The organism is Enteroscipio rubneri (assembly GCF_002899715.1).
GTDB classification, from domain to species: domain Bacteria; phylum Actinomycetota; class Coriobacteriia; order Coriobacteriales; family Eggerthellaceae; genus Enteroscipio; species Enteroscipio rubneri.
The window spans coordinates 88,914-113,023 of sequence record NZ_PPEK01000005.1 but is presented as its reverse complement, the minus strand read 5'-3'; the positions used below and the strand labels follow the sequence as shown (position 1 = coordinate 113,023).

Sequence of the window (24,110 nt, the reverse complement as noted above, 5' to 3'; positions counted from 1 at the left end):
GAGAGGTTCACCCCTCGGCGCGCATCAGCGCTACTCGCCCACTTTGACGACGCCGGCTGCGGCCAGCTCGTCGATCTGCTCTTTGCTGTAGCCCAGCTTCGTCATGACGTCGACGGTGTCGCCGCCCTGATGCGGCATCGGACGCCAGATCGTCCCGGGGTTGTTCTTAAACTTCGGGAACACGCCAAGGCCGTGGAACGTCTCGCCGTCGGCCGTCTCCCAGTCCACCCACGTGTTGCGGAGCTTGAGGTGCTCCTCCTCGACGAGATCCTCCATGTCGTTGACCACCTGGGCGGCGATGCGATGCGCCGCAAAGTCCTCTTCGATGTCGTACTTGGAGTTGGCCAGGCAGTAGTCCTCGAACGCCTTCTGAATCTCGTCGGCGTGCGGGTTGGACAGCCACAGCCCGCTCGTGTCCTCGGGGATGTCCTCGGTGCCCCAGAGGTGCCCCAGGCCGATCGTCTCGAGGAAGTACTTGTTCTGGTCGACGCCGTACAGGCACACGCCCAAAAAGCCGTCCTTGCACTTGAACTCGCCTATGCCGCAGAGGTTTTGGTTGCGGGCGCCGGGACGGGGCCACTTGATACCCTCGTTGAGGTAGTCCACCAGGTAGTACTGGCCGATGGCCAGCAGCGTCTCGTACATGGCCAGGTCGATGGACTCGCCCTTGCCGGACTTCTCGGCCTTGTAGAGGGCCGCGAGTGCCGAGGAGGCGATCATGAGCGTGTTGAAGTAGTCGCCGGCATAGGGTCCGGGAAGCATGGGCTGCTCCTCCGTGCCGTTCTGCATGATGATGCCGGAGTAGGCCATGACCGTCAGGTCGTAGGCGGCGCGCTTGACCATCTTGGGGTCGCCCTCCTGGCCGAATCCGGAGACGTGCACGATGACCATTTTGGGGTTGATCTCCCACAGCACGTCATCGGTGATGCCCTTGCGGGCCCAGGTACCGCCCTTGGAGGCCTCCATGAAGATGTCGGCGTCGCGCACGAGGTCGAAGAAGACCTTCTTGCCCTCTTCGGAGAAGTAGTTCAGGGCGACGGAGCGCTGGTTGCGGCGCTCTGCCTGCTTCACGTACGGAGTGTCGCGGATCGTGTCGCCCGCGCCCGTGTTCTCGAGCCAGACGACGTCGGCGCCCCAGTCGGCCATGAGGTCGGCTGCCTTCGGGCACGCCAGCTCCACCGCTGCGTAGACAACCTTGACGCCGTCGAGGGGGCCGTAGGACGGCTTTTCAGTGGGAAGTGCCATGGTGGTGTCCTCCTTGTTCACATTAGTGTCTTCGATGCGGGGGGGGGCATCGCCCCCCCCGCGGTCGTGCGGACCGGCTACTTCTGCTTGTACTTGATGGAGGCGCCCTTAGAGGTGGCGAGGATCATCATCTCGTCGGTGCCGCCGGAAACGCGATCGACGCGGAGATCGCGCCAAATGCGCTGAATGCGGTGCTCGCCTGCCACAGCCACACCGCCCATCACCTGCATGGCATCGTCGACCACCTTGAAGGAGGCGTTCGCGCAGTAGTACTTGCACATCGCGGCCGCAGCGGCATCGAAGTTGCCGCCGTCGTTATCGGCGTTCCATGCAGCCTCGTAGAGCATGTTCTTCATGTTGGTCAGCTTGATGCACATCTCGGCGATCTTGAGCTGGTTGAGCTGGAAGCGGCTGATAGGCTTGCCGAAGGCGATGCGGGTGTTCGCATGCGCCATGGCATCCTCGAACGCGCAGATGGCGGTGCCGTAGTCGCAGGCGCCCACAAGCCAGCGCTCGAAGTTGAAGTCGGATACGCCGCGGTTGAAGCCATTGCCCTCTTTGCCGAAGATGTCGGACTCTTCAAGCTCGACGTTGTCGAGGTAGACCTCGCAGCAGCTATCCATGCGCAGACCGAGCTTCGGCAGGGGCCCCAACTTCACGCCGGGCTTGGACATGTCGACGAAGAATTCGGTGAACACCTCGGGGTCGTCGGCATTTTTCGCCATGATGACGAGATACTTCACGCCAGCAGACGAGGTGATGAAGGTTTTCGTGCCGTTGAGGTAGATCTTGCCGTTCTCGCGCTTGTAATTCGTGGTGAGCGAGCTCACGTCGGAGCCAGCGCCCGGCTCGGTGCAGGCGGAGTTCCAAATCTGCTCGCCCGTGCCAAGCGTGGCCATGACGGCGTCGATCTGCTCCTGCGTGCCTTCCCGGATGATGGTCTCGAAACCAGGAAGCTGGTAGAGCACGTAGGTGGGAGCGCCGTAGCGGCCGAGCACCTCGTAGACGGCCATGAGCGTCACGCAAGGTTGCTCAAGGCCGAGCCCGCCGTGGCTCTCGGGCAGCATGATCTGGTCGAAACCCAGCTCGCAGAGGCCGCGAACCCAACGCAGGGGGTACTCGTGCTTCTCATCGCACTCGGCGAAATACCCTTCCCAGTTCTCGCTTTCCATGTAGTCGCGATAGCTGTCGACCATCAGCTCCTGCTCGTCCGTCAACTTGAAATCCATGACGATCCTCCTTTTAGTGTGTCGGCACCTCCGTGATGCCGTTGAACCCTGGTTTGATACGTAGTTTCGACTCGGGCTTTCGACCTCTGCTCGTCCCGATCGGAAGCTAGAGTCCCAGCTGCTGGCGGTAGAAAGCCGCTCCGTGCTCGAGGGCGTCGTTCGCCTCGTCAAGCATCTTGGTGTAGTGCAGAAACGCGTGGATGACACCCTTGAACACCTCGTAACGATACGGCGTGCCGTACTGTTCGCAGATGGCGGCAAGCGTCGCCGAATCGTCGCGCAGCGGGTCGTACTCCGCGGCGGCGATATAGCAGGGCGGCACAGCGTGCTCCAAATCGTTCAGGAACAGGTTCGCATACGGACTCGTCGCGAGGCCGGCGGGGTCTTCGGCGTACATGCTCAAATAGAACTGCCAGTCCTGCTCGGTGAGACCGTCCCATGGGCCTCCGAGAAGGCGCATCGAGGACGAATCGGTCAGACCGAACCAACCGTAGAACAGCAACAGGCACTTCACGAAGGCGCTGTCGCCCTGCTCCTCTCGCAGATACATCGTCGCCGCCAGCCCCAAGTGCGCACCGCCGGAATCGCCCGCGAACGCCAGGCGTTCGCCGTCGATGCCGAACTCCGCGCCGTGCTCATGCAGATGCCCTGCAACAGCGGCCACTTCTTCGACGGCGCTCGGGTACTTGGCCTCGGGCGAGAGGCGATAGTCGACAGCGACTACCGAAGCGCCGGTCTTTTCGGCCAGAATGCGGCAGATCCGATCATGGGTGTCGAGGTTGCCGAGGACGAACCCGCCTCCGTGGACGTACACAATGCCCGGCGTCGAGCCCTCACCCGCCGCGGCGGCCGAAGCAGCCTCGGCAGTCGGATAGTAGCAGCGCAGCGGGATCGGGCCATGGGGACCGGCAACCGCAACGTCGGACTTTTCAGCCATGACGGGGCCGCCTTCGCACCAGAATGCGCGCCCGGCCACATAGTTCTCGCGCATCTGCTCGAATCCCACGGACGTGTCGTTCGCATCGCCAGCCAGCTCGTCTTCTTTCGCGAGCACGGCCTTCATCTGCGGGTTGATCAGATTCAGCACGTCGAGCTTGTTCATGTGGAACTCCCTTTCGCTTGAGCTTTGCGCGTACCGTCGGACCTCGGCCGGGTGCGCGGGGGTGCTTCGCACGACGCCCCCGCGCCCCGATGGCAAGGCGCCTAGGCCGTCGTCGCCTCGTTCTCGGCCTCGTTCTCGGCCTCCGCGGCTTTCTCACCGAAGTGCTTCTTCAGGGTGCGCAGCACCATGACAAGGCAGAAGCAGCCGACGACCGCGAACATGATCTCGAAGCCGAAGATGGCGTTGAAGGCGGCGGTGCCCTGGGCGTCGATCATGCCGCCATACCACGTGTGGATGAACACGTCGGGAAGGAAGCCGATGACCGACAGCAGACCGGAAGCGGTGCCGAAGATGGCCATCGGAATCTTGACCTCGGAGAGGGGCGACGAGCCGATGGAGAAGGCGCCGTAGGTAGTGAAGCCGAACACGACCACCAAGATAGAGGCGACGATGGCGCCCGAGGGATCCTGTGGGAACAGGATGAAGCCGACGAGAGCCGCGATCGAGAGGATGAAGCCTCCCAAGATGGCCTTCGAGGGGCTCTTGATCTTCGTGGCGATCCACCCGACGACCGGGCCTGCGATGAGGCCGATTCCGTAGGTGCGGATGAGGCCCACGATGTTCACAAGGTTGCCATCGGCATTGAAGCACTGGGTGAGGTACGGAGTGGTGTAGGTAGCGCCCTGGTACACAGCGTACACGCAGAAGTAGGCGACGCAAGCCCAGATAACGCCCGGATGCTTAATGGCCTGGAGGGCCTCCTTGATGCTGAACAGCTTCGCATCCTTGTTGATCTCGCCCTTGAAGTCCGGGATGAGGAAGAAGGCGGCGACGCCCAGGAGAGCGATCATGACACCCAGAAAGACGAGCATGGCCTGCACGCCAGCCGAACCGGAAATAGCGGCGATGATGCCTGCGTTGATAAGTCCGATCACGAGGCCAGTCACGCCGTAGATGGAATAGCTGATGCCGATTTTGCTGGCGTACTCGTTTTCCTCACAACAAAGGCGAATGACTTTAAAGCGAGTGCCCCACCAAATCAGGATCGAGGTGACGCCCATCAAAACGAACAAGACGAGGCATACCGTGACGGAAGGAAGCATCGCGTAGACGAACACGAGTACCGCCGTCGCGAGAAAGCCCACCCAGGCCAGCGTGCGCATGCGAAACTTGTCAGCCACGATGCCGGAGGGCAGGTAGCAGATCATGGCGGCGATGCCGTAGGCCGACACCATGAGGCCCAGATCGGCGTTGGTCGCACCGAGCGCCTGCATCAGGGGATCGTAAAACACGTTCTTCAGATACATGGGGGCGTAGATGATCGACGAGCCCATCGAAATGAGCACGACGAGCGCCCACTTGTGCACTGTGGTGAGCTCCTTGTAGGTCACCTCACCTTTGCTCTTGGCAAGCAACGACATCGTTCTTCCTTTCTCGTTGTTTTGCCCGGCTTCACAATCGGTCGTCGGCCTATAGTATCCGGCGACCGGTCGTCAACCGAACCGTTGCCCGCATTGTGTGCGCATGCTGCAGATTTGCCATCGCAAAGTAGCCGTGAATATCTGATTACTCATGTTTTGACGAGGAGCAGTCCGAAACGCACGTGCTCCCGACTGAAACCGTCGATCGTCTTACTCACGAGTTGGCGAGGTTTTGCCGCCATCGCCAATTCGCCATGAAAGGCCGAATACTTATTTTTTTGCGAGGCAGACCAATTCATGCTAGTGATACATTTCTCGTCGTGGCACAATAGATGCCAGGGGTTGCATGAACGTGCTGTACCTCGCGGTTTAGGCAGTTCAGAGGCATCGTTATCCATCGCAAACTGCTGATAGAAGGGTGTCGGGCATGGGGACTACGTCTGGACAGGGCAAAACCGCCGGCAGAGGGGAAGGCCCGCTTGCCGCCTTCGCGAAGCGCCCCATGCTGAAATACGCCGGCTTCTCGCTTCTGCTCGCCTGGCACTACACACTCTGGTTCGTCCCGCATTCTTTCGCATTGGTGCCGTTGCTCGACGACCGCGTCACCTATTCATGGCTCGTCAACTTGGGATCTACCGTCGTCTTCCTGCTCCTCATCGCCCTCGCCCTCGGTCGCAAGCAGCGGCTGTCGAACTACCGGTGGCTGCGCATCGCGGCACCGACGCTCATGTGTGTGGGCACGCTCGCGCTCACCCTGTGGGCGGTATCGCTTCCTACCCCGCTGCTCGCTTACGCCATTGCGTTCCTGCTGGGACCGGCAGAGGCGGCGCTTTGGATCCTCTGGGGCGAACGGTATGCCTGCGTCAAAGCGAATTTCTCAATTCGCCATATTGGCACCGTATTCGGTATCACCATGATCGTGTGTATGGTGATAGCCTGGGCGCTGCCCGCATATGCATCGAGCGCGTTCACGTCGCTTCTGCCCCTTGCCTCGGGCGCCCTGCTGATCGTCTCGCAACGGGATGGACAACGCCGCTTCCCAGTGCTCTTGCCCGAGCAGGCAAGCCGGAGCGGCCTCAAAAACATGGCCATGGTGAGCACCATCACGTTCTTGGCGAGCGTCGCGTGCTACTTTCTCGTGGCCATCATCCCCTGGGAGGTTTTACCCACCGGCGACACGAGCTTCACCATCGGCACGCTGTGCGGCGGCGCCATCATGCTCGCCATCGCCGGCGTCTGCGCACTTTCAAAGGATAGAACCAACGTCTTCAAGCTCTACCCCTGGCTCCTCGTATTCGAGATCGTCGCGTTCTCGCTGTTCCTGTCCGATGAAGCGGCCTTCTTCCCCGCCTTCTTCGTAGCGCTCGGCATCTCAGCGCTTTTCGAGATCCTGCTCATCATGTACTTTGGCATCCTCACCTCGAAGGGCTACACGACCCCCGCCGTCGCGTTCAGCTTCTCAGGGAGCTTTGCACGCGCCGGCATAGCCGTCGGCAACACGCTCGCCGTGTCGTACGAGCATACACCCGAGCTTGCCGCCGCCATCACCCCCGAAACGTGCCTCGCGTTCATCTGCGTCCTCGCCGCACTGCTCATCCCCCTCGTCCGTCAGGAATACAACATCGTGGCCCTCACTGCAACGCCCCCCTCTAAAGACGAGATCGGCGAGATTTGCGCAGAAGTAGCTGAGGAGTTCGGCTTATCGGCTCGCGAGCGCGAAATCCTGCTACTCATCGCGCGCGGCTACACGACGAACAGCATGGCCTCGAAACTGGTCATCTCGCCCTACACCGTCAACACCCATATCCGCCACATCTACGACAAGATGCAGATACACAAACGAAGCGAGCTTCTGAACTACCTCAATATGCAGCGCAGCGACTACTAGCCGCTACCGGCACGACGCTCGACCGTCCCGTTTCGAGCCCTTCAGCTTGATGTCTTTTGGCGGTTTCGACCACGTGGGCCTTCCATCCGGCGCATGCGCCAGACGCACACCAAAATCCCGATCCATGCAGCCGTCCTGCTATAATGACCGATGCGAGAGAACAGACGCGCGCAGCCTGAGGGCTGCTCCGTGACGAGGAGGATACAATGAGCAAGAAAGACGAGAAACCGGCAACCAAAACAGCATCGGATGTGAGTCCGACGCGCACAAAGGCGACGTGGAAGCCCGGGGTGACCGACGACTCCATACCCTTCTTCCGCTGCGCCACGTGCGGATCGGTCGTGCAGGGCATCGACGGGCCGAATGGTCCGACATTCTCCGGACTGGTACGCCGACCCGACGTCAAGCTTCCCTATGCTACCAACTCGTTCGCCCCGTCGTGTTGCGGCGCCCCCATGGAGCCTCTCACCGGCCCAACGGCCCAAACGAGCGCGGCTTTCGAGCTCCGCTACGACATCGTGGGCGGGTTCGACGAAAACGCGCTGCGCGTGTACTGGACGTCGAACGAGGGGGCCGCGCCTCGCTGGATCGCCCTCAAGACATTCATGGGCTCTCAGCTCAAGTACGTGATGCCCGACAAGCAGCCCCCCCTCGTGTTCGCCCTCGGCGACGAGGACGCGTATGCCTATTGCGATGAGGATCCCTGCGTCTGCTGCACGTTCCATTGCAAGCGCGGCTTTGAGATTTACGCCTACGTCGACGGCATCGGGCTGGTCTCGATGCCCATCCATCGCGAGGATCTGCTCGGGTAAGCAGGCTGTCGTTCCCCGCAGGAGAAGCCTTTGCAGACACGCGGGTACGCACAAAAGCCGGCCCTTCATCGAAGCGGCCGGCTTTTGTGCGTTCTCAGGCCGTGCGCGCGAGCGAAGCCGCGCCTCACCGCGCTTCGCGCGATGCGCGGGCAAGGCAGTGCCCCCGCCGGCCGAAGCCTGCGGGGGCACCTAAGAAGCACGCTTGAGTTATCGAACGAAGTGCACTCGATTCCTCATATCAAGCACATGCGCTTACTTGCCTTCCTTCTGGAGATCCTCGTCGTCGACGATAGCGCCGGACTTGAGAGCCTCCATGCGGATGCGCAGAGCCTCGAGCTGGCGAGCGGTTTCCTCGTCCTCGATGCGCTGATGATCCTTGTTCCAAGCATAGTCTTCGCGGATCTTCTGGTTGTTGGCGATGATCAGATAGAACGCGATAGCCGCAGGAAGGGCGATCTGGGCGCCGCGGGCCACGAAGAAGCCTGCGCACATACCGGCGATACCCTTGTCGAGAACCTCGCGACCTTCCATGAGGCCGAAGGCGATCGTGGCGCACGCCCAACCCTGCACGACCAGGATGACCACCAGCAGTGCAGCGGAGGCGGCCAGGGAGGCCTCGTAGAGCGGGAAGATAAACAGGCCGACGACCGTGAAGATCAGGTTCGTGCCGGAGCCGTCATAGATGGAGTCCATGCCCTCGCGACCGTCCTGCTTGTAGCGCGCATAGGTGGCGATGCAGTACGGGGCGCTCAGCGGGCCGGCAAGTGCCGGGTATGGAGCGAACAGGGCCAGGATGACGTTACGAATGCCGCAGATGACGTTCGTGCGGTTCGCGTCGAACTCGATGTGCTCGTCCTCGCGGACGGAGGACATGCCGAGTTCCTGCACGGTGACGAAGTCGCCGTAGGCGATGATCCATGCGGTGAGTGCATAGGGCAGGGCCATGAGCCACACGCTCGGCTCAGCGAAGCCGATGAAGAACGGGCAGACAGCCATGAACAGGCCCATGAAGTCGGGCACCTTGAAGATCTCGCCGGAGAAGTTGTACTGGACTTCACCGGAGAGGCCGCCGACCAGGAACAGCACGATAACGGCCCACAGGAAGCTGTAGTTGCCCATGAAGGAGAGAACCTTGTTGCTGTTCATCTTGTTACGGACGCGCTGGCTGAACATGAACAGGCAGACAACGACCAGGCCGCAGATGCAGGCGATGGTCATCGTGTCGGTGGCGCCGCCTTCCTTGAGGCGCGAGACGACGGCGTTGATGCCGGCGCCCAGCACGATGCCTGCTTTCAGCGCTGGCGGTACCAGCGTGTTCAGCTTTTTCGATAGGCCTGTAAATCCGAGTATTATGAATAAGAGGCCTAATTCAAGCTGGATCGCTGTCAATGCCTGCAGTCGCGCCACCCCTTCCGGCAAAGTCTCAAGGAATAGCACCATAATGGCCATAGCGGGAGTGATCCAACCGCAAATGGAAGGCTCACCGAGCAACCAGTTCAGCGTGTACATAGCCGTTTCGAACACGACCAGCGCCCACGCGACCTCGGGATCGAGGCCCAAAGTGGTAATGAGAACGGCGAGCGCTCCATAAGAGGTACAGGCGTTCATGAGGCCCGTAACGATCTCCGGAGGAGAAATCTTAAAGTGGATGAAAGGAATACGAATGCGGAAGATACCCGCACGAATGCAGGGCTGGATACCGCCGTATTCACGTTTTAAAGCCATCGATAAACCCCTTTCTTTCCTCGTTCCCCGGAAGGGAACGAGCGTTCCCGAGTAAGTGCGAGCACCTCCTCCTTCCTCTCGTGCCGACGGGAATCAGCCGCAGTGCCTGAGCCGACCCCTTTCTTTCCTCCTTGTATCTGGATGAGGAAGATTCCTCAAAATCCACGATCCCGCCCCTTCGACGGATGGCGCTTCCGATCGCATCGCATTCTTCCATTCACAGAGAAATAATCGATAGGATCGAACCCTTGCAATTATCATCCCCGACGAATGCTTTAATCCAATCGATTTTAAATGGGTTTCGATCGTAAACGAAAATATCATTCTCAGAAGCTATCGTTTTACCACCCATCGATAGGAACTACCCTATTGATACAGCGAAACAGAAAGAAAGAGGACCATCAGATAAGATGGTTTGTCCCATATTTTTACGTCAACTATTCTCAGAATCAATAAATGGGCATGCGCATGGGAGGAACGATCGGATTGACGGTTGAGAATGTGCTTCGCTATCATGCATCGAACGTTGTCGAATCGTCATGGAGCACCGACGGTTCAGCCGCGATTCTTCGCTTTCAGCACGGCTTGGCCGCGAAGGATGCGTCATTGCCTGCCTACGACAAGGAGCGTGTCCCCCTCATGATTGCCCTGACCACGGCACAAATCATCTCGATCGTTGTATTCGTCGTCGTAATGGCCCTCGTCGTTTCCGAGAAGGTCCATCGCGCGACCGCGGCGCTTGCCGGCGCCGTCGTCCTCATTCTGCTCGGCATTGTCAGCTTCGATACCGGCATGGAGCACATCGACTTCAACACACTCGGCGTGCTGGTGGGCATGATGATGTTCGTCGCCGTCGTGAAGTATTCGGGCATCTTCGAATACCTGGCCATCAAGTCGACGAAACTTGCGAAGGGCAACCCGTGGATCATCATGATCCTGTTCTCGTTGATCACGGCCGTCCTTTCGGCTTTCTTGGATAACGTGACCACCGTGCTGCTCATCGGGCCGGTCACATTCACCGTCTGCCGCATGCTCAACATCAACCCCATCCCCTTCTTCATCACCGAGATCATTGCATCCAACGTGGGCGGTACCGCCACGCTTATCGGTGACCCGCCCAACATCATGATCGGCTCGGCGGCCGGCTTGTCGTTCTTCGACTTCCTCATATATAACGGACCCGCCGTCGTCATAATGATGGCCGTATGCATCGGCATCTTCTACGTTCTGTACGGACGCAAGATGGGCGTGGCCGATGCCGAGAAAGCAGCCGTCATGAAACTGAACGAGAAGGAGGCCATCAGCGACCCGCGCCTCTTCAAGAAAAGCGTTGCGATGACCGTCATCGTGGCGATCGCTTTCATTGCGCACGGCGCCTTCCATATCGAACCGAGCGTCATCGCGCTGACTGCGGCCGCCGTCATGCTCATCATCAGCCGCACGGACATCGAGAAGATCATCAACGATGTCGAATGGACGACGATCGGTTTCTTCGCCGGCTTGTTCATCGTCGTCGGCGGCATGGCGGAAACTGGCGTCATCGAGTTGATGGCCCACGCGCTCATCAACGCGACAGGCGGCGATCTCATGATCACCATCATCGTGCTGGTATGGGCCTCCGCCATCCTCTCCTCCTTTCTCGACAACATTCCGCTGGTGGCTACGCTCATCCCTATCATCACAACCATGGAGATGAGCGGCATCGACGTAGGGCCTCTGTGGTGGTCCATCTCGCTCGGCGCTTGCGTCGGCGGCATCGGCACCCTCATCGGCGCCTCGGCGAACGTCGTGCTGGCCTCCATCTCCACGCGCAACGGCTGCCCGCTTACGTTCATGGAGTACACCAAGGTGGGCTTCCCGGTTATGATCGTGCTTACGGCTATCTCCTGCGTGTATCTCGTTTTGCGCTTCGTCGTCCTGGCTTAGCGACGAAGCTGCGCCGAACATACGCCGAGAATCCGGGCGTTCGAAGGGAAGCGGTCTGCCGAAAGCGGGCCGCTTTCCTTCGCGAACAGCGCGTTCGACATGACGAAGGCGGCGCCGATTTGATCATCGGGAGGACGATGGATATACTGAACGCCGACACGAGCGAAGGGACGTACCGGGATGGATTTTGAGCTCAACGACAAGCAGGAACGGCTTGTTGCCGTTTTCCGCGAGTTCGGGCGAACGTACTTGAAAGATGCGCAGGTCATGCAATGGTGCCGGGATCAGGGTCTGCCCGATGAAGTTGCGCAGGGCTTCGTCAGCCTGTACTTTAACCTGCCCGAACTATGGGACAACGACACGAACGACGCTTTCACCCTCACGTCGCAGGCCCTGATCCTCGAGGAGCTGTCACGTTGTGCCGGTGCGACGCTGCCGTTTCAAAACGATCTGTTCAACCTTCGTATCATCGAGGAGTTCGCGACGAGCGGCGAGTTCCTCCCCATCCTCGAAGATTACCGTCATACGGGCCGGCTGCTGTTTGGTCTCGCCATCTCGGAACCTGATGCTGGCTCGGACTGCATGAACATGCAAGCTTGCACGCGCACCGTAAACGGCAAACCGGTGTTGAACGGCGTGAAGACCTACGTAAACAACGGCGAGTACGCACCGTTCATCCTCGTAGCGGCCATCGACCAGGACGAGGAGGAGCCGGGGAAGTACCCTTCGCTCGCCTTCTGGCTCGTCCCACGCGATCTGCCGGGGATCACCGCCTACCCCATCAGCAAGATCGGCCAGTCGATGCTGCCGTTCGCCACCATCGTATTTGACGGGGTTCAACTCTCTCCCGATTTTCGCCTGACGGGCGGCTCCGGCGGCTTCCGGCAGCTCTTCCGGTTGCTTGAGATCGGACGCGTGTTCACGTGCGCTTCGTCGGTGGGGATGGCGAGCGCCGCCATGCACGACGCGGTAAACCATGCATGCCGCCGGACGGCGTTCGGAGCCAACATCGGTAGCTTCCAGCAGATCGAGCTCATGCTGACCGACATGGAGGTGAGCCTGTGCAACATGCGCTCCATCCTCTACCGCGCCGCACAGGGCATCGACAACCGCGCCCTCGACGAGCGGCTGAACGTGGCCCTTATGAAGCGCTTCGTACCTGAGACCGCCACCAAAGTGGCGAGCGACGCCATGCAGATCCTCGGTGGCGGAGGTTATTCCGAGCGGTGCAGGACAGGCCGTATCTGGCAAGACTGCAGGGGCAACCAGATAGCCGAAGGCACCGACGAGATCATGGTGTACATTGCCGCACCGCTCATCTTGGAAAAATACCGCGAGGATGAATCTGCGGCCGGCTTCGATGGAGACTTCCGCGCGTAGCCTCGAAGGCTTCGCGCATTCTGCCCGACAGCGACACGAAAGGCCGCGCATGTCGAAGAAGAAGAACAAAACCAAGCCGACGCCTCAGGCGACTCCGGCGAACCCCTACCGCAAGATCGTCCTCATCTTGAATCCTCTCGTTCTCGTGGTGCTGGCCGCCTGCATCTACGCCGGCTTGCCGCTCGAGGCGATCGTCTCCCTCGGCGTCGTCGGATACGGGATATGGGGATACCTCTTCTTCAAAGCCCGTCGCGTGGACCGCGAGAACCTCGGACGCTGAACACGCCGCGCCCGCCGCTTCAGAGGCAATAGCTCCCAAGCCAGCGGCGAACACTAGTCATTTCAAATCATCTGTGTGACCGCCAATGGCGTGCTTTTCGCCGAGTCAAGTGGTCTCGGTTGTTTGCGGGCGGGCTGTTTCCCCACAATCTTACAACTGTCCATAGAATGGGCTGCTGTTCCATGAGATTATACGATTGGGTTTACACTCATACTGCGAAATTCGAGGCACATAGGTTACGAAAGGGGAAAATGCGCATGTCAGTTACCGAAAAGCTGAACGGCTACGGCCCGCTCGCGGGCATCAAAGTGGTCGAGGTGTGCACGTACGTCGCGGCCCCCGCGACCGTTCGCGTCCTGTCCGAAATGGGCGCCGAGATCATTAAGGTCGAGTCGTTTGCCGGCGACACCCAGCGCACGCAAGGCCCGGGTTTCGGTTGCGAACTCACCGAGACCGAAGATCCCACCATCGATCTCAACAACACGAACAAGAACTGGGTCTCCCTGAACCTCAAAACCGAAGAGGGCCTGACCATTCTGAAGAAGCTGATCGCCGATGCCGACGTCTTCATGAACAACATGCGCACCGGAGCCCTCGAGAAGCTCGGCCTCGACTATCCCACCCTCTCCAAGGAATTCCCGAACCTTATTTGGGCCCAGATGCGCGGCTATGGCGAGTTCGGCGAGTTTGCACACTCCCCCGGCTACGACGCGGTCTGCTGGGCCGCTCGCGGCGGCGTCTCGGGCACGTTCCCCGAAAAGGACACGGCTCCGGCCATCCCGCCGCAAGCCTTCGGCGACTACAACGCCGCCATCATGATGGCGGCCGGCATTCTGGGCGCGCTCGTAAACAAGCTGCGCACCGGCAGGGGCGACAAGGTCGTCGTCAACCTGTACCATGCGGCTATTTGGGCTGGCGGCATCGGCTTGGTCGCTCAGCAGTTCGGTGCCGACTACCCCAAGTCCCGCAAATCCGTGCCGAACCCGTTCAACAACACGTATAAGACCGCTGACAACAAGTGGCTCTACATCTGCCAGCCCGAATACAACCGTTACTACAACGACATGATGAAGATCATCGGGCGCGACGATCTGGTCGACAACCCGGCGTATTGCACGATCGAGACCGTCAAGCAGAACGATTCGCAGCACGAGGTCATCAACATCCTCGAAGACGGTTTCGTTCACAAGGAACTGGAGGAGTGGCTGAGCATCCTGGCCGAGTGGCAGGTGCCGAGCCAGAAGGTATTCCGCTTCACCGACATTCTCAAAGATGACGAGGCGTATGTGAACGACGCGCTGCGCAAGGTCGAGTACAACGCCTTCGGCGAGCATGCCATTACCACCACGCCTATCCGCTACGCGAACTTCGGCGATCCTCCGATGATCCTGTCCAAGCCCATCGGCTATCACACCGCTGAATACCTGCATGGCCTCGGCTACGACGACGAGCAAATTGACGCGCTCGAGGAGCAGGGCGTTGTCAAGTGCTGGCACGGCGAAGACGTACCTGACGTAATCTTCAAGTCCCAGCGTCAGGCTGCAGGCGAAGCCGAGTGCAAGTGGTAAGTCCTGAGTGAAATCGTTTGTCGAGCGGGTTCCAAACCGCTTGCATATGGAAAAGGGGCTGCGAAGCCCCTTTTCCATATCATGTCGAACGCACCCTCCGTCGGTCTTGATACGTGCTCGGGAAGGATAGGGCACGGAAGCGTCTGCCCAGCGGCCTGCCCGGAGCCGTATCCCCGGCACGGCCTACGGCGCCGAGAGCCCTCCGCTTCGGCTTGCAACGCTCATGCTGAGCCGGCTCCGCATGAGCGTGAACCTGAAAGCCGCTCGGCGAGTTCGACCAAATCGCCTCCCAGTTGACGCGCACAGGCGAATGCGGCGGCATCGCGCTTCACCGAGCGCCAAATAGGCTTCCCTTCCTCATCGAGACCCGCAAAGCCGGTCGCAGTTGCACCGCTGCCCAAAACCGGCCCCGCAGGACGCGCATGAACGACGAGCATCTCGTGGGTTGCAAACCAGCGTTCCATGGCGGCCATGGTTTCCTCGATGCCGCAATTATCGAGTCCCGCCGTAGCTACCATGCCCCCTACCTTGCCCTTGAGCGCGTTCTCCACCATATGGAGGGGGCGCGTGCGCTCCATGAAGGATTTCATGCGTGCCGTAATGCTCGAGAAATAATCAGGAGATGCCAAGACGATGCCGTCGGCCTCCCGCATCTTTTCGATGAGGATGTCCATATCGTCGTGGAGCGCGCATGCCGCCTTACCGAGACATGTATTGCATCCGATGCAGAAGCCTATCTCAAGCTCGGCCAACTCGACCTGCTCGACGTCAGCCCCCTGCTCCTGCGCTGCCTCCAGAACCGCCCCCAAAAGAGCCGCTGTGCCCCTGCCAGGCCTATGGCTGCCGTTGATTCCCAGGATCTTCATGCGAGAGAGCCCCCTTTGCCTGCTCATCGCGCTTGCACGCCTTCGACGAAGGCATGCAGTCGCCAGATCGCCCGAATGCCCGCATCCAGACGATCCGATCCAATAACGAGGAACGCCCCCGCCAACGTTCGACGGGGGCGTTCCTGTGCGCGTCGACATCAAGCCGGCGCGATCGACCCGCCGTCCTACATGTTGTGGAACGCGTACTTATCAGGGTTCGCCTTGACGTCCTCTTTGTTCTTCGGGTTCATCTTCAGCGTGCCCATGATGCCGTCGTGCGTGTTGGATGCGAGCACCTGGTTGCGGTTCTCCATCTTGATCTGGGTCTCAAAGCTCGTGCCGTCAAGCGAGGACTTCAGAGCCTCCTTCGTGAGGCGCAGACCGAACGGAGCCGTCGAATCGCAAATCTGCTGGCCGAGCGCAACGGCCTCTTCGACGACGTCGTCATCGGCGACAACCTTGTTGGCGAAGCCCCACTCGTAGAGCTTTTCGGCACCGAAGCGCTTGGGGTTCATGAGGATCTCGCACGCGCGGGCGTACCCGACGATCTTCGGCAGATAGAACGAACCACTCATGTCCGTGCCGGTGTAGCCAATGGACAAGTAGCCCGCGTTCATCTTGAAAGACTCGCCAAGGATGCGCATGTCGCAGGCGCACGCCAGGGAGAGCCCGCCGCCCACGGCGTAACCCTTGAGAGCGCCGATGATGGGCTGCTCGCAGCGGTGCATGTTGACGACCTGATCGGAGCACATGCGCTGCATGACGTAGAAGTCGCGCTGGATGCGGCCCATATCCTCAGGCGGATCGAGCGCAAGATCGTTGAGGTTGAAACCGGCGCAGAAGGACTTGCCTTCGCCCGTGAGGACAATCACGCGGCAATCCTTGTCCAGACGCACCTTGATGAGGAAGTCGTTGAACTCGCTCATCTGCTGGTACGACATGGCGTTGAGGTTTCCGGCGTCGTTGAACGAGCAGACGTAGACCGGACCGCGCTTGTCGATCAGCAGCTTCTCGTAATCGTAGTCGAACTCCGGCAGATGGTAACTCTCCTGGTACACGCTCATAGGTTCAGAACCCCTTTCCCTGTGCTCCACTTCTCTACTTTCGATCAGGCTGATCGGCTTTCACAGACACAGTTGTAGCATATAATCACACGACGCGCGCAGGCTTGCCATGGGCAATTGAAACCTATTGTTGACCGCCCGAATCGCCGCGGCGGACACAGTTCGTCCAAACTGTTCAGCCTCGCCCGACCACAGCGGCCGCAATCGGGCCCCTCGGGCCGGACGCGTCTTCATCTGACCTATAAAATACTTTTTGACCAGGTGTTTCCGTGCACGTCGTTCCAGAGTGCTGCGCCGGCCGTCGCCGTACCCCCAAAAGACAACAAAGACTTTCCTACCTTATATTTGCAGTTTCTATGGTTTCATAGAAACTGCTGATGGAAGATCATGCGATTCACCGATCGGTTTTGCCGTTGAGCGTCCTACAATAGCAACATGCATGTTCCAAGGGGGAGCACCGAATCCAACCGTCGGATCGCGCCTCCCTCCGACGGAACAGGGAGTCACGTCTATGCCGAACGACGTCCGAAACGCCTACGGGCCGGGCAGCCTCGCGCAGCCGAACCGTCCGTGGCGTGCGGCCAGGAGAGGACATCAAGGCGATGATAACGGATCTTAAGATCAACGACGAACGTAAGAACCTGTACTACGAGCAAGGCTACTGGACGGAACAAACCCTCGGGGATATCTGGCTCGAACAAGCCGCGCGTTTCCCCGATCAGGAGTATGTGAGCGACGATCAAGGTTCGCGCTTCACCTATCGGGAAGTGGATGATCGCGCGTCGCGCTTGGCGGCATGGCTTGTCGAACAAGGCGTTCGACCCGGCGACGTCGTATCGTTTCAATTGCCGACCTGGGCAGAGTTTTGCATCGTGTATGTGGCCGCGCTCAAAACGGGGGCCGTCATGCATCCCGTCCCGCGCAAGTACAACGACGCCGATCTAATCTACGACATGAACCTCGTAAGCACGAAGGCGTTCATCTGCCCCACGAAGGTGGCGAAGATCGATTTCGAGGAACAGATACTCAGCATCCTCGAAAGCATACCGTCGCTTGGGCCGGTGGCACTCGTGGACAAAGCCGCGCCCAAGCACTCCGACCTGCCCACGATCGACGAGATCTGCGCACGCTACGAGCCGCTCGTCGAACGTCCTGCCATCACCTCCGACGACGTAACCTGCATCCTTTCGACGTCCGGCACAACCGGAAAGCCAAAAGCGGTACTGTTCACCCACAACAATCTCATCTTTTCGGAGAAGTCATTCGTGGCAGGAGCCGAGCGCACCCGGGATGATGTCATGTTCATGGCGTCGCCCCTCAATCATGCGACAGGGTTTTTTCACGGGCTAATCTCGCCTATGCTGCTGGGGGGGCGGACGGTCCTGCAGCAGGACTTCCGCCCGGCGAAAGCTCTTGAGATCATGAATACCGAACGCTGCACCTGGTCGATGGGCGCTACGCCGTTCATCTACGACATGCTCAAGTGCATCGAGCTGGGTGAAGGACCGCGCCTGGAGACGCTCAAGGTCTTCATCTGCGGCGGAGCCCCCGTGCCGAGTTCTCTGGTGCAGTGCGCGTTTCAGCACGGCGTGCTCCTGTGCGAGTGCTACGGCTCGACGGAAAGCTGCCCGCACATCCTGGTGCCGCCGTCGGAGTGCATGGAATGGAACGGCGCCTGGTCGGGCGTGGCCCTCCCCGGCATCGAAACGCGCATCGTCGATGCGAACCGCATGGATGTGCCGCTCGGCGAGCAGGGCGAGGAGATCTCCCGCGGCCCGCACCAGTTCGTCGGCTATCTCAACGAACCCGAACGAACGGCGCGCGCCCTCGACGACGACGGCTGGTTCTACAGCGGAGACCTCGGCTTTATGGACGCGCGCGGCCGCATCCGCATCAACGGTCGCAAGAAGGAGATCATTATCCGCGGCGGTGAGAACATCTGCGCGAACGAGATCGATGACGACCTCATCGGCTGTCCCGGCCTCGACGAGACAGCCACTATCGGCATGCCCGACGAGCGGCTTGGAGAGCGCATATGCACGTTTGCGGTGCCCTCGGACGAACGCCGCCCCACCGTGGCCGATGTCACAGCCTATCTTGCCGAGAAGCATGTTGCAAAGCGTCTGTGGCCCGAGCGCATGGAATACATCGACGCCATCCCCAAAACCGCGACAGGCAAGGTCAAGCGCCACGAGCTGGCCGACGAGCTGGCGCGCCGCATGCAAGCCGAGCAGTGCTTGTAGAACGGCGCCTCATCGACGGAATACGGCAAGGCCCTCGCGCGAGGGCCTTTTTCGTTATCGTTTGTTCGCACGAGGAAGGCTCTCGCGTGCTCGTGCGGTCGTCTCGGCTCGTTCGAAGAACAGCCTCCAACAGCCGTTACAGCTCGCCGTGTTCTTCGAGATAGGCGAGTTGGGCTTGGATGTTGCACCGCACCGCCGCATTCAAACGCACATCGACCCCCTGGTAGACGCGCTCCGTGATACGTTCGATGTCGCGCCCTGCGCCCTCTTCGATCACAGCCCTGACCCGGTCGAGACGGCGTCTGCGATGTGCCTCCTGACGTTCGATCGCAGGAAGCGGATCGACAATGGGAAGCCCATGCGCCGTGAGCAGCCGCTCGATCCCCTGCTGACTGACGACACGATGCAGCGCATCGAGGCTCTCCAAGTACGCCGACAGGCTGCCATCGGGCCAACATATGAGCGTCGAGCTCTGAAGGAAGATGAAGTCACCGGTGACGATGGACGCATCGGCGGGGAACACGAGGCCGATTGAGTCGCTCGAGTGGCCTGGTAGCGATAGCACTTCAAGGAGCGGCCCCGGCTTCTCAAGGCGAAGCGGGCCATCCTGCAGCGTCCCCTCGCGACGCCCCACGATCGGCGCCCCGACGGTATCGGCAAAAGCTTGCGCACCCTGAGCGTGGTCGATGTGGTCGTGCGTGAGCACCACGAGAACCACCTCGAGGCCGTCCTCGTCAACGGCGGCTTGCACCGCGCGCAGATGGGCCTGCTCGGCAGGACCCGGATCGACTACGACGCAGCCCGAACAGCCCGGCTCGGACAGAATCCACGTGTTCGTGCCAAGATACGTCAACGGCGACGGATTGTCCGCCAGCACGCATCGCGCGCGCGGCGACAGCCGCCCGCCCGTCCATGTATCGGGAGCCCTCTCGATGATATCCGGTGCGCGGCGGGCGGCGTCCGCTAGCGTCGGCGGCGTGGCGCCGCCTGGCTGCTCTAGGGAAGTCGACATCTGAGCACCGCCTCCCCCGTCTCACGCCGGGAGGGCTCCAGCATGATGCGCTCGACTCGCGGTACGCCCGCAACGAAATCCTCGGCGCCCAGCGAACGCGCATACTGCGCAAGATTGTACGCGGTCGGAGGCATGAGTAGCACCTTGCCGCGCTCTCCTCCTTCAAGGATGCGGCGCGCATCAACCCATCCTGCCCCGTTTGCTTCAGTCGTGCGATCATCGGGCACCTGGCCTTCGGGCGCCAAAGCCGCGAAGAAGTATGTATCGTAGCGACGGGGTTCGTATACCGGTGTTAGCCAGTGCGAACGCAGGCCCAGCAGGTCGGCGCGCAGCACTAATCCATGACGCATCAGCACTTCGGCGAACGACGATTCATGCTCGGACAGGCGCTGGCGCTCCTCTCGCCACTCGGGCCGGCCCACATCGGAGACCACGCTCCCGCCCTCACCGGCCAACAGCACCCCGCATTCTTCGAACACCTCGCGGGCCGCGGCCACTACAATGCTTCGAGCCGTCTGCTCGTCGACTCCCATCCGATGCGCCCATTCGCCGGACGTCGGTCCCGTCCACGGCAGGCGCTCGTCCGCATCGCGTGGATCGACGCCGCCGCCGGGGAACACCACGGCATCCGGCACGAAGGCCATCGTCTTAGCACGGCGGAGCATGAAGACTTCCTGCGATGCATCGTGGAAGGAGTCGGCACGCGGTGCCTCCTTTTTCTGTCCGGGACCGCGGACGAGCATCACCGTCGCCGCAAGCCGCGGCGCAACGGGTTCTGCGCGGTGCTCGAGAAACGATCGATACGTCTCCAGAGACGACGCCTCCATCGGCACCTCGAGCAGTTCCCCCGGCAGCCAAGCATCCATCAGCCCTCTCCTTTCCGCCGCGGCGCCTCTTCGACGCCTTGGCCGTTCGCCGTTCTCGATTGTATCGCAAACGCAACGCGAACGGGCGGCCCTAGGGCCGCCCGCTTCTGGCGATTCGGTATGAGGCGATCGGTCGCCCCCGTCGGCTTTGCAGCAGGCAGACGGGATCGCGGCGAGCGCCTGGACAAGCCTGAGGAGTCCTAGAAGGCCATACCCGCCTCGTAGCCGCCCTTGGTGGCTTCGAGCGTGCGGTAGACCTTGCCCTCGGGGGTCGTGGCGTCGCCGATGAGCTTGGCGTTCGGGAACTCCTTGACGATCTTGTCGTAGAGGTCGGTGTTCTGCTCGACGCCGAGCGAGGTGAGCACGGTATCGCACTCGATGAAGGTCTCCTCGCCGGTCTCGACGTTCTGGACGCGCGCACCCTTCTTCGTGACCTCCACGAGCTTCGTGAGGGGCATGAGCTTGACGCCCTTGGACTTCACGAGATTGATGGTGGGGTTCTTGTCGATGATGCCAATGCCGTTGCCGAGCTTCTTGGCCTCTTCGATGACCGTGATCTCGCGGCCCTCGCACATCGACTCGGCGCACTCCAGGCCGGCGAAGCCGCCGCCGACGATGACCACGCGCTTTCCAACGATAGCCGTCGGGCCCGTGGACATGTTCAGGCCGAAGCGCATGAAGCCGACCGTACCGCCCTGCGCCTTGATCGCAGCCACAGCGGCCTTCCAGATCAGGCCTTTGCCCTCGGGCACATGTCCGGCCACCATGGCCTTGATATCCTCGGACTTCACGACGTTCTTGCCGTCGATGCCGGGCACGTCGATCTGGATGACGCCGCCGCCGGGAGCGACGACAACCTCGTCAGGATTGAGCGCTTTGATATCGGCTGCGGTGACCTCCGTCTTGAGGCGCAGATCAACGTTGGGATGCAGCTTGATTTCGTTGCCCCACCACGTGACGAACGGCTCCATGTTGGCGTTGAGAACCTGAGCCATATTGAGCAGGCCGCCGACACGGTCGGCCTTGTCGATGAGCGTGACCTTATGTCCGCGCAGCGCAGCAACGCGGGACGTCTCCAGGCCACCAGGGCCGGCGCCAATGACGACGATGTGCTTCTTCTGCTCGGCCGGCTTGTCCTGAGGCAGGCCCACCTCGGCGCCCTGCCACACATTGGCGTTGACCGAGCACTGGCACGGCTTGCCGATGAAGATATTGTCAAGGCAGCGGCTGCACACGATGCAGGGGCGAACCTGCTCGGGATGGCCAGCGGCCACTTTGCCGGCGGTCTCGGGATCGGCTATAAACTGACGGGCCATACCCACCGCGTCGCCGTATCCCTGCGTGACGACCTTCTCGCACATGTCAAGCGAGTTGATGCGCGTACCGGGGAACACAGGCTTGTTCGTGACGGACTTGACCTCCTTGGCCAAATCGATGAACTCGCCTTCGGGCACGATCTGGTTCGCCACGGGGCGCGGCGCTTCATGGAAGCCTGCCTGGACGCTCCAGGCATCCACGCCGTGGGCTTCGATGATGGGAACGAGCTCCTTGGTGTCCTCGATGCGGTTGCCGCCGGGCATGAGATCGTCGGCGGAGATGCGGATGAGGATGGGCATGTCGTCGCCGCAGGTCTTATGCACCTCATCGATGATCTCGGTAAGCAGACGGGCGCGATTCTCGGGGCTTCCGCCATATTCATCGGTACGATGGTTGGAGTACTTCGACAGAAAGCGCATGACCATGTAGCCGATACCGGCATGAATCTCGATGATATCGATGCCCGCATCCTTGGCGCGCTTGGCGGCCTCGCCGTATTGCTTCACGACGATGGCGATCTCCTCTTTGGTGTACTCGCGTTCGGGCATTCCCACGAACGGGCCGCTCTGAACGTCTTTGGAAGGAGCATACGACAGCAGCGGGTCATCTCCCGATGCACGCCACTCGTAGCACAGCTGCAGCTGAACAGCCACCTTGGTGCCGTGCTTGTGGCAAACCTCGGCGACACGCTGGAGACCGGGGATGAACTGGTCGTCCCAAATACCGCAGGCACCGGTGGTGGTATGGTACTTCGGCTCGGTGTCGAAGCAGTCGCACACATAGGCGCTGCCAATCTCGATGAGGCTCACGCCGCCCTTGGCGCGCTGCTCGTAGAAGTCAATCAGGTCGTCGGTCACATGATAGTTGTCGACCTTCTCGATCGTCATGGGCAGCATGACGAACCGATTGCGCAACTCGACGTTGCCGATTGAGAACGGCTCGAGCAGCTTCTGATACTTTGCCACGTCAAAACCCCTTTCCGCTTCGCTTTGCAAAGCGTTCTTACCTGCGGTATGCCCCGTGCGGCGCTCGTAAAGCCCCGGGAGCGCGCGGCGCCGATCCTTCTCGTCTCGCGATCCCCGTCGGATGCCCTCGGTGCACTCTCGCCCACGTCCACGCGGAACATCTGATTCCGCGCAGTCTCTAAGTATGTATTGTACGTGATCGTTATTCGAGTGACGATGGACAGATGGGATGTATTGTTGGATCGAATCGGCGCTTTAGCGGCTTCTTTGCAACAATCGGTCGTATCACAAGGCCGCTTTAGGACATACTTCCTGCACTTCTGGGGGTTTACGAAAGGAAGTTTTGCACATATACTACTTTTTGTCCAACAGCACCGATCGCCACGTACGACGATGCCTGAGAACGCGCTTTAGCACTGCAATCGAGAGTGAGGCAAGGTCCATCATGAACGCGCTCAGCACGATGCTCCTCATCGCGGACACGTTCGTCGAGCTCTGCGACGAAACGCCGCTGAAGAAGGTATCGATCAGCGACATCATCGAACGAACCGGCAAGAACCGCAAGACGTTCTACTATCATTTCGAGAACAAGGATTCCCTCATCACATGGATCTTCCGCTACGATCTTGGGCAGGAGCTGAAGAAACGGTTCCCCGAGAGCGCGCTCGTATACGAGGAGAACATCGGCGATTCGGCGTCGCAGTTCCCCTACTACATCCTACAGAAGTCCGGTGTCCGCTCGCTCGACCATTCCGATTTCTTCGAGTGCTTCGGCAACGTCCTAGAGGCGAAACGCACTTTCTACACCCAGGCTCTCATGGACAACAATCCTTATTCGCTCCGCAATTACCTGTACAATCTCTACCTGCCGGCGTTGCGCCGCGATATCCACATCATCCTATCGAACCGCTACCTCCCCGAGGAAAACATCCAGTTCCTGGCGGAGTTCTACACATGCGCGTTTCTGTACTACCATATCCGCAAATGCGACCAGCCCCTCTCCGAGCGGCTGACAGGCCAAGCCGGCCCGTTCGCCAACATCATACATAGCTCCATCGAGATGCAGATCAAGGAAGCCCAGCTGCGGCGCAATCTTTGACGTCCGTCAACGGAACGGAAACGGAGGCGCACGGAGCGCAGGAGCTGTTACACTGCTGCCATGCGGCCTTGCGTCGCCCCAACCTGAATCCGCTTATGGGAA

The 24,110-nt window shown here is 60.5% G+C and carries 18 protein-coding genes; 8 read left to right on the top strand and 10 right to left on the bottom strand.

Annotated features, from left to right (window positions below; genetic code table 11):
* Window positions 1–30: 30 nt before the first annotated feature.
* The 4 genes from caiB to C2L71_RS06030 form a co-directional block, all read right to left on the bottom strand.
* Window positions 31–1,245, bottom strand: a complete 1,215-nt coding sequence (caiB, locus tag C2L71_RS06045; protein WP_103264888.1) for an L-carnitine CoA-transferase — start codon at window positions 1,243–1,245, stop codon at window positions 31–33.
* 77 nt (window positions 1,246–1,322) lie between these two features.
* Entirely contained in the window at window positions 1,323–2,474 is a 1,152-nt protein-coding gene (gene caiA / locus C2L71_RS06040; protein ID WP_103264887.1) for a crotonobetainyl-CoA dehydrogenase, read from the bottom strand.
* 106 nt (window positions 2,475–2,580) lie between these two features.
* Window positions 2,581–3,576 carry an acetyl esterase gene (gene aes, locus C2L71_RS06035; RefSeq protein WP_103264886.1) on the bottom strand — a complete coding sequence of 332 codons (996 nt, stop codon included), beginning with the start codon at window positions 3,574–3,576 and terminating at the stop codon, window positions 2,581–2,583.
* A gap of 101 nt (window positions 3,577–3,677) precedes the next feature.
* Complete coding sequence (locus tag C2L71_RS06030) at window positions 3,678–4,997, bottom strand: MFS transporter (RefSeq protein ID WP_103264885.1); 1,320 nt, start codon at window positions 4,995–4,997, stop codon at window positions 3,678–3,680.
* Window positions 4,998–5,424: 427 nt separating this feature from the next.
* On the opposite strand from C2L71_RS06030, the gene C2L71_RS06025 reads away from it, so the two are divergent.
* On the top strand, window positions 5,425–6,885 hold the full coding sequence (locus C2L71_RS06025; RefSeq protein WP_103264884.1) for a helix-turn-helix transcriptional regulator: 1,461 nt from the start codon (window positions 5,425–5,427) through the stop codon (window positions 6,883–6,885).
* Between the two features lie 206 nt (window positions 6,886–7,091).
* A complete protein-coding gene (locus tag C2L71_RS06020; RefSeq protein WP_103264883.1) occupies window positions 7,092–7,697 on the top strand; it encodes a hypothetical protein in 606 nt (201 codons plus the stop codon).
* Window positions 7,698–7,949: 252 nt separating this feature from the next.
* On the opposite strand, the gene C2L71_RS06015 is transcribed toward C2L71_RS06020, so the two are convergent.
* Window positions 7,950–9,422, bottom strand: a complete 1,473-nt coding sequence (locus C2L71_RS06015; protein ID WP_103264882.1) for a permease family protein — start codon at window positions 9,420–9,422, stop codon at window positions 7,950–7,952.
* A 639-nt stretch (window positions 9,423–10,061) separates the two neighbouring features.
* Between C2L71_RS06015 and C2L71_RS06010 the strand changes: the two genes are divergently transcribed.
* The 4 genes from C2L71_RS06010 (at window position 10,062) to C2L71_RS05995 (ending at window position 14,576) form a co-directional block, all read left to right on the top strand.
* Window positions 10,062–11,348, top strand: a complete 1,287-nt coding sequence (locus C2L71_RS06010; protein ID WP_103264922.1) for an ArsB/NhaD family transporter — start codon at window positions 10,062–10,064, stop codon at window positions 11,346–11,348.
* A 180-nt stretch (window positions 11,349–11,528) separates the two neighbouring features.
* A complete protein-coding gene (locus C2L71_RS06005) occupies window positions 11,529–12,728 on the top strand; it encodes an acyl-CoA dehydrogenase family protein (RefSeq protein WP_103264881.1) in 1,200 nt (399 codons plus the stop codon).
* Between the two features lie 49 nt (window positions 12,729–12,777).
* The gene (locus C2L71_RS06000; RefSeq protein ID WP_129588477.1) at window positions 12,778–13,008 is read left to right on the top strand and encodes a hypothetical protein; all 231 of its coding nucleotides are present in this window, start codon (window positions 12,778–12,780) and stop codon (window positions 13,006–13,008) included.
* A gap of 257 nt (window positions 13,009–13,265) precedes the next feature.
* Entirely contained in the window at window positions 13,266–14,576 is a 1,311-nt protein-coding gene (locus C2L71_RS05995) for a CaiB/BaiF CoA transferase family protein (protein ID WP_103264921.1), read from the top strand.
* A 221-nt stretch (window positions 14,577–14,797) separates the two neighbouring features.
* Here the strand turns inward: C2L71_RS05995 and C2L71_RS05990 are convergent, their stop codons facing one another.
* Window positions 14,798–15,442, bottom strand: a complete 645-nt coding sequence (locus tag C2L71_RS05990) for a flavodoxin family protein (RefSeq protein ID WP_103264879.1) — start codon at window positions 15,440–15,442, stop codon at window positions 14,798–14,800.
* 185 nt (window positions 15,443–15,627) lie between these two features.
* Window positions 15,628–16,506 carry an enoyl-CoA hydratase/isomerase family protein gene (locus C2L71_RS05985; protein WP_103264878.1) on the bottom strand — a complete coding sequence of 293 codons (879 nt, stop codon included), beginning with the start codon at window positions 16,504–16,506 and terminating at the stop codon, window positions 15,628–15,630.
* 602 nt (window positions 16,507–17,108) lie between these two features.
* On the opposite strand from C2L71_RS05985, the gene fadK reads away from it, so the two are divergent.
* Entirely contained in the window at window positions 17,109–18,749 is a 1,641-nt protein-coding gene (gene fadK / locus C2L71_RS05980) for a medium-chain fatty-acid--CoA ligase (protein WP_103264877.1), read from the top strand.
* Between the two features lie 136 nt (window positions 18,750–18,885).
* Here fadK and C2L71_RS05975 read toward each other — a convergent pair whose 3' ends face one another.
* From C2L71_RS05975 to C2L71_RS05965, 3 genes are all read right to left on the bottom strand, one after another.
* Window positions 18,886–19,761: an MBL fold metallo-hydrolase gene (locus C2L71_RS05975; RefSeq protein WP_103264876.1), complete on the bottom strand. Its 876-nt coding sequence runs from the start codon at window positions 19,759–19,761 to the stop codon at window positions 18,886–18,888.
* Window positions 19,746–20,627: an NUDIX hydrolase gene (locus C2L71_RS05970; protein ID WP_103264875.1), complete on the bottom strand. Its 882-nt coding sequence runs from the start codon at window positions 20,625–20,627 to the stop codon at window positions 19,746–19,748. The genes C2L71_RS05975 and C2L71_RS05970 overlap by 16 nt, the downstream gene beginning before the upstream one ends.
* 200 nt (window positions 20,628–20,827) lie before the next feature.
* Window positions 20,828–22,909, bottom strand: a complete 2,082-nt coding sequence (locus tag C2L71_RS05965; RefSeq protein ID WP_103264874.1) for an oxidoreductase — start codon at window positions 22,907–22,909, stop codon at window positions 20,828–20,830.
* 445 nt (window positions 22,910–23,354) lie between these two features.
* Here C2L71_RS05965 and C2L71_RS05960 point away from each other — a divergent pair, with 445 nt between their 5' ends.
* A complete protein-coding gene (locus C2L71_RS05960; protein ID WP_103264873.1) occupies window positions 23,355–24,008 on the top strand; it encodes a TetR/AcrR family transcriptional regulator C-terminal domain-containing protein in 654 nt (217 codons plus the stop codon).
* Window positions 24,009–24,110: the final 102 nt, after the last annotated feature.

Bases quoted from the DNA above. Each gene is read 5' to 3' on its own strand.
- C2L71_RS06000 (WP_129588477.1), top strand. From the start codon at position 12,778: ATGTCGAAGAAGAAGAACAAAACCAAGCCGACGCCTCAGGCGACTCCG.
- C2L71_RS05970 (WP_103264875.1), bottom strand. From the start codon at position 20,627: ATGGATGCTTGGCTGCCGGGGGAACTGCTCGAGGTGCCGATGGAGGCG.
- C2L71_RS06015 (WP_103264882.1), bottom strand. From the start codon at position 9,422: ATGGCTTTAAAACGTGAATACGGCGGTATCCAGCCCTGCATTCGTGCG.
- fadK (WP_103264877.1), top strand. From the start codon at position 17,109: ATGATAACGGATCTTAAGATCAACGACGAACGTAAGAACCTGTACTAC.
- C2L71_RS05990 (WP_103264879.1), bottom strand. From the start codon at position 15,442: ATGAAGATCCTGGGAATCAACGGCAGCCATAGGCCTGGCAGGGGCACA.
- C2L71_RS05960 (WP_103264873.1), top strand. From the start codon at position 23,355: ATGAACGCGCTCAGCACGATGCTCCTCATCGCGGACACGTTCGTCGAG.
- aes (WP_103264886.1), bottom strand. From the start codon at position 3,576: ATGAACAAGCTCGACGTGCTGAATCTGATCAACCCGCAGATGAAGGCC.
- C2L71_RS06020 (WP_103264883.1), top strand. From the start codon at position 7,092: ATGAGCAAGAAAGACGAGAAACCGGCAACCAAAACAGCATCGGATGTG.
- C2L71_RS06025 (WP_103264884.1), top strand. From the start codon at position 5,425: ATGGGGACTACGTCTGGACAGGGCAAAACCGCCGGCAGAGGGGAAGGC.
- caiB (WP_103264888.1), bottom strand. From the start codon at position 1,245: ATGGCACTTCCCACTGAAAAGCCGTCCTACGGCCCCCTCGACGGCGTC.
- caiA (WP_103264887.1), bottom strand. From the start codon at position 2,474: ATGGATTTCAAGTTGACGGACGAGCAGGAGCTGATGGTCGACAGCTAT.
- C2L71_RS06010 (WP_103264922.1), top strand. From the start codon at position 10,062: ATGATTGCCCTGACCACGGCACAAATCATCTCGATCGTTGTATTCGTC.
- C2L71_RS06005 (WP_103264881.1), top strand. From the start codon at position 11,529: ATGGATTTTGAGCTCAACGACAAGCAGGAACGGCTTGTTGCCGTTTTC.
- C2L71_RS05975 (WP_103264876.1), bottom strand. From the start codon at position 19,761: ATGTCGACTTCCCTAGAGCAGCCAGGCGGCGCCACGCCGCCGACGCTA.
- C2L71_RS05985 (WP_103264878.1), bottom strand. From the start codon at position 16,506: ATGAGCGTGTACCAGGAGAGTTACCATCTGCCGGAGTTCGACTACGAT.
- C2L71_RS05995 (WP_103264921.1), top strand. From the start codon at position 13,266: ATGTCAGTTACCGAAAAGCTGAACGGCTACGGCCCGCTCGCGGGCATC.
- C2L71_RS06030 (WP_103264885.1), bottom strand. From the start codon at position 4,997: ATGTCGTTGCTTGCCAAGAGCAAAGGTGAGGTGACCTACAAGGAGCTC.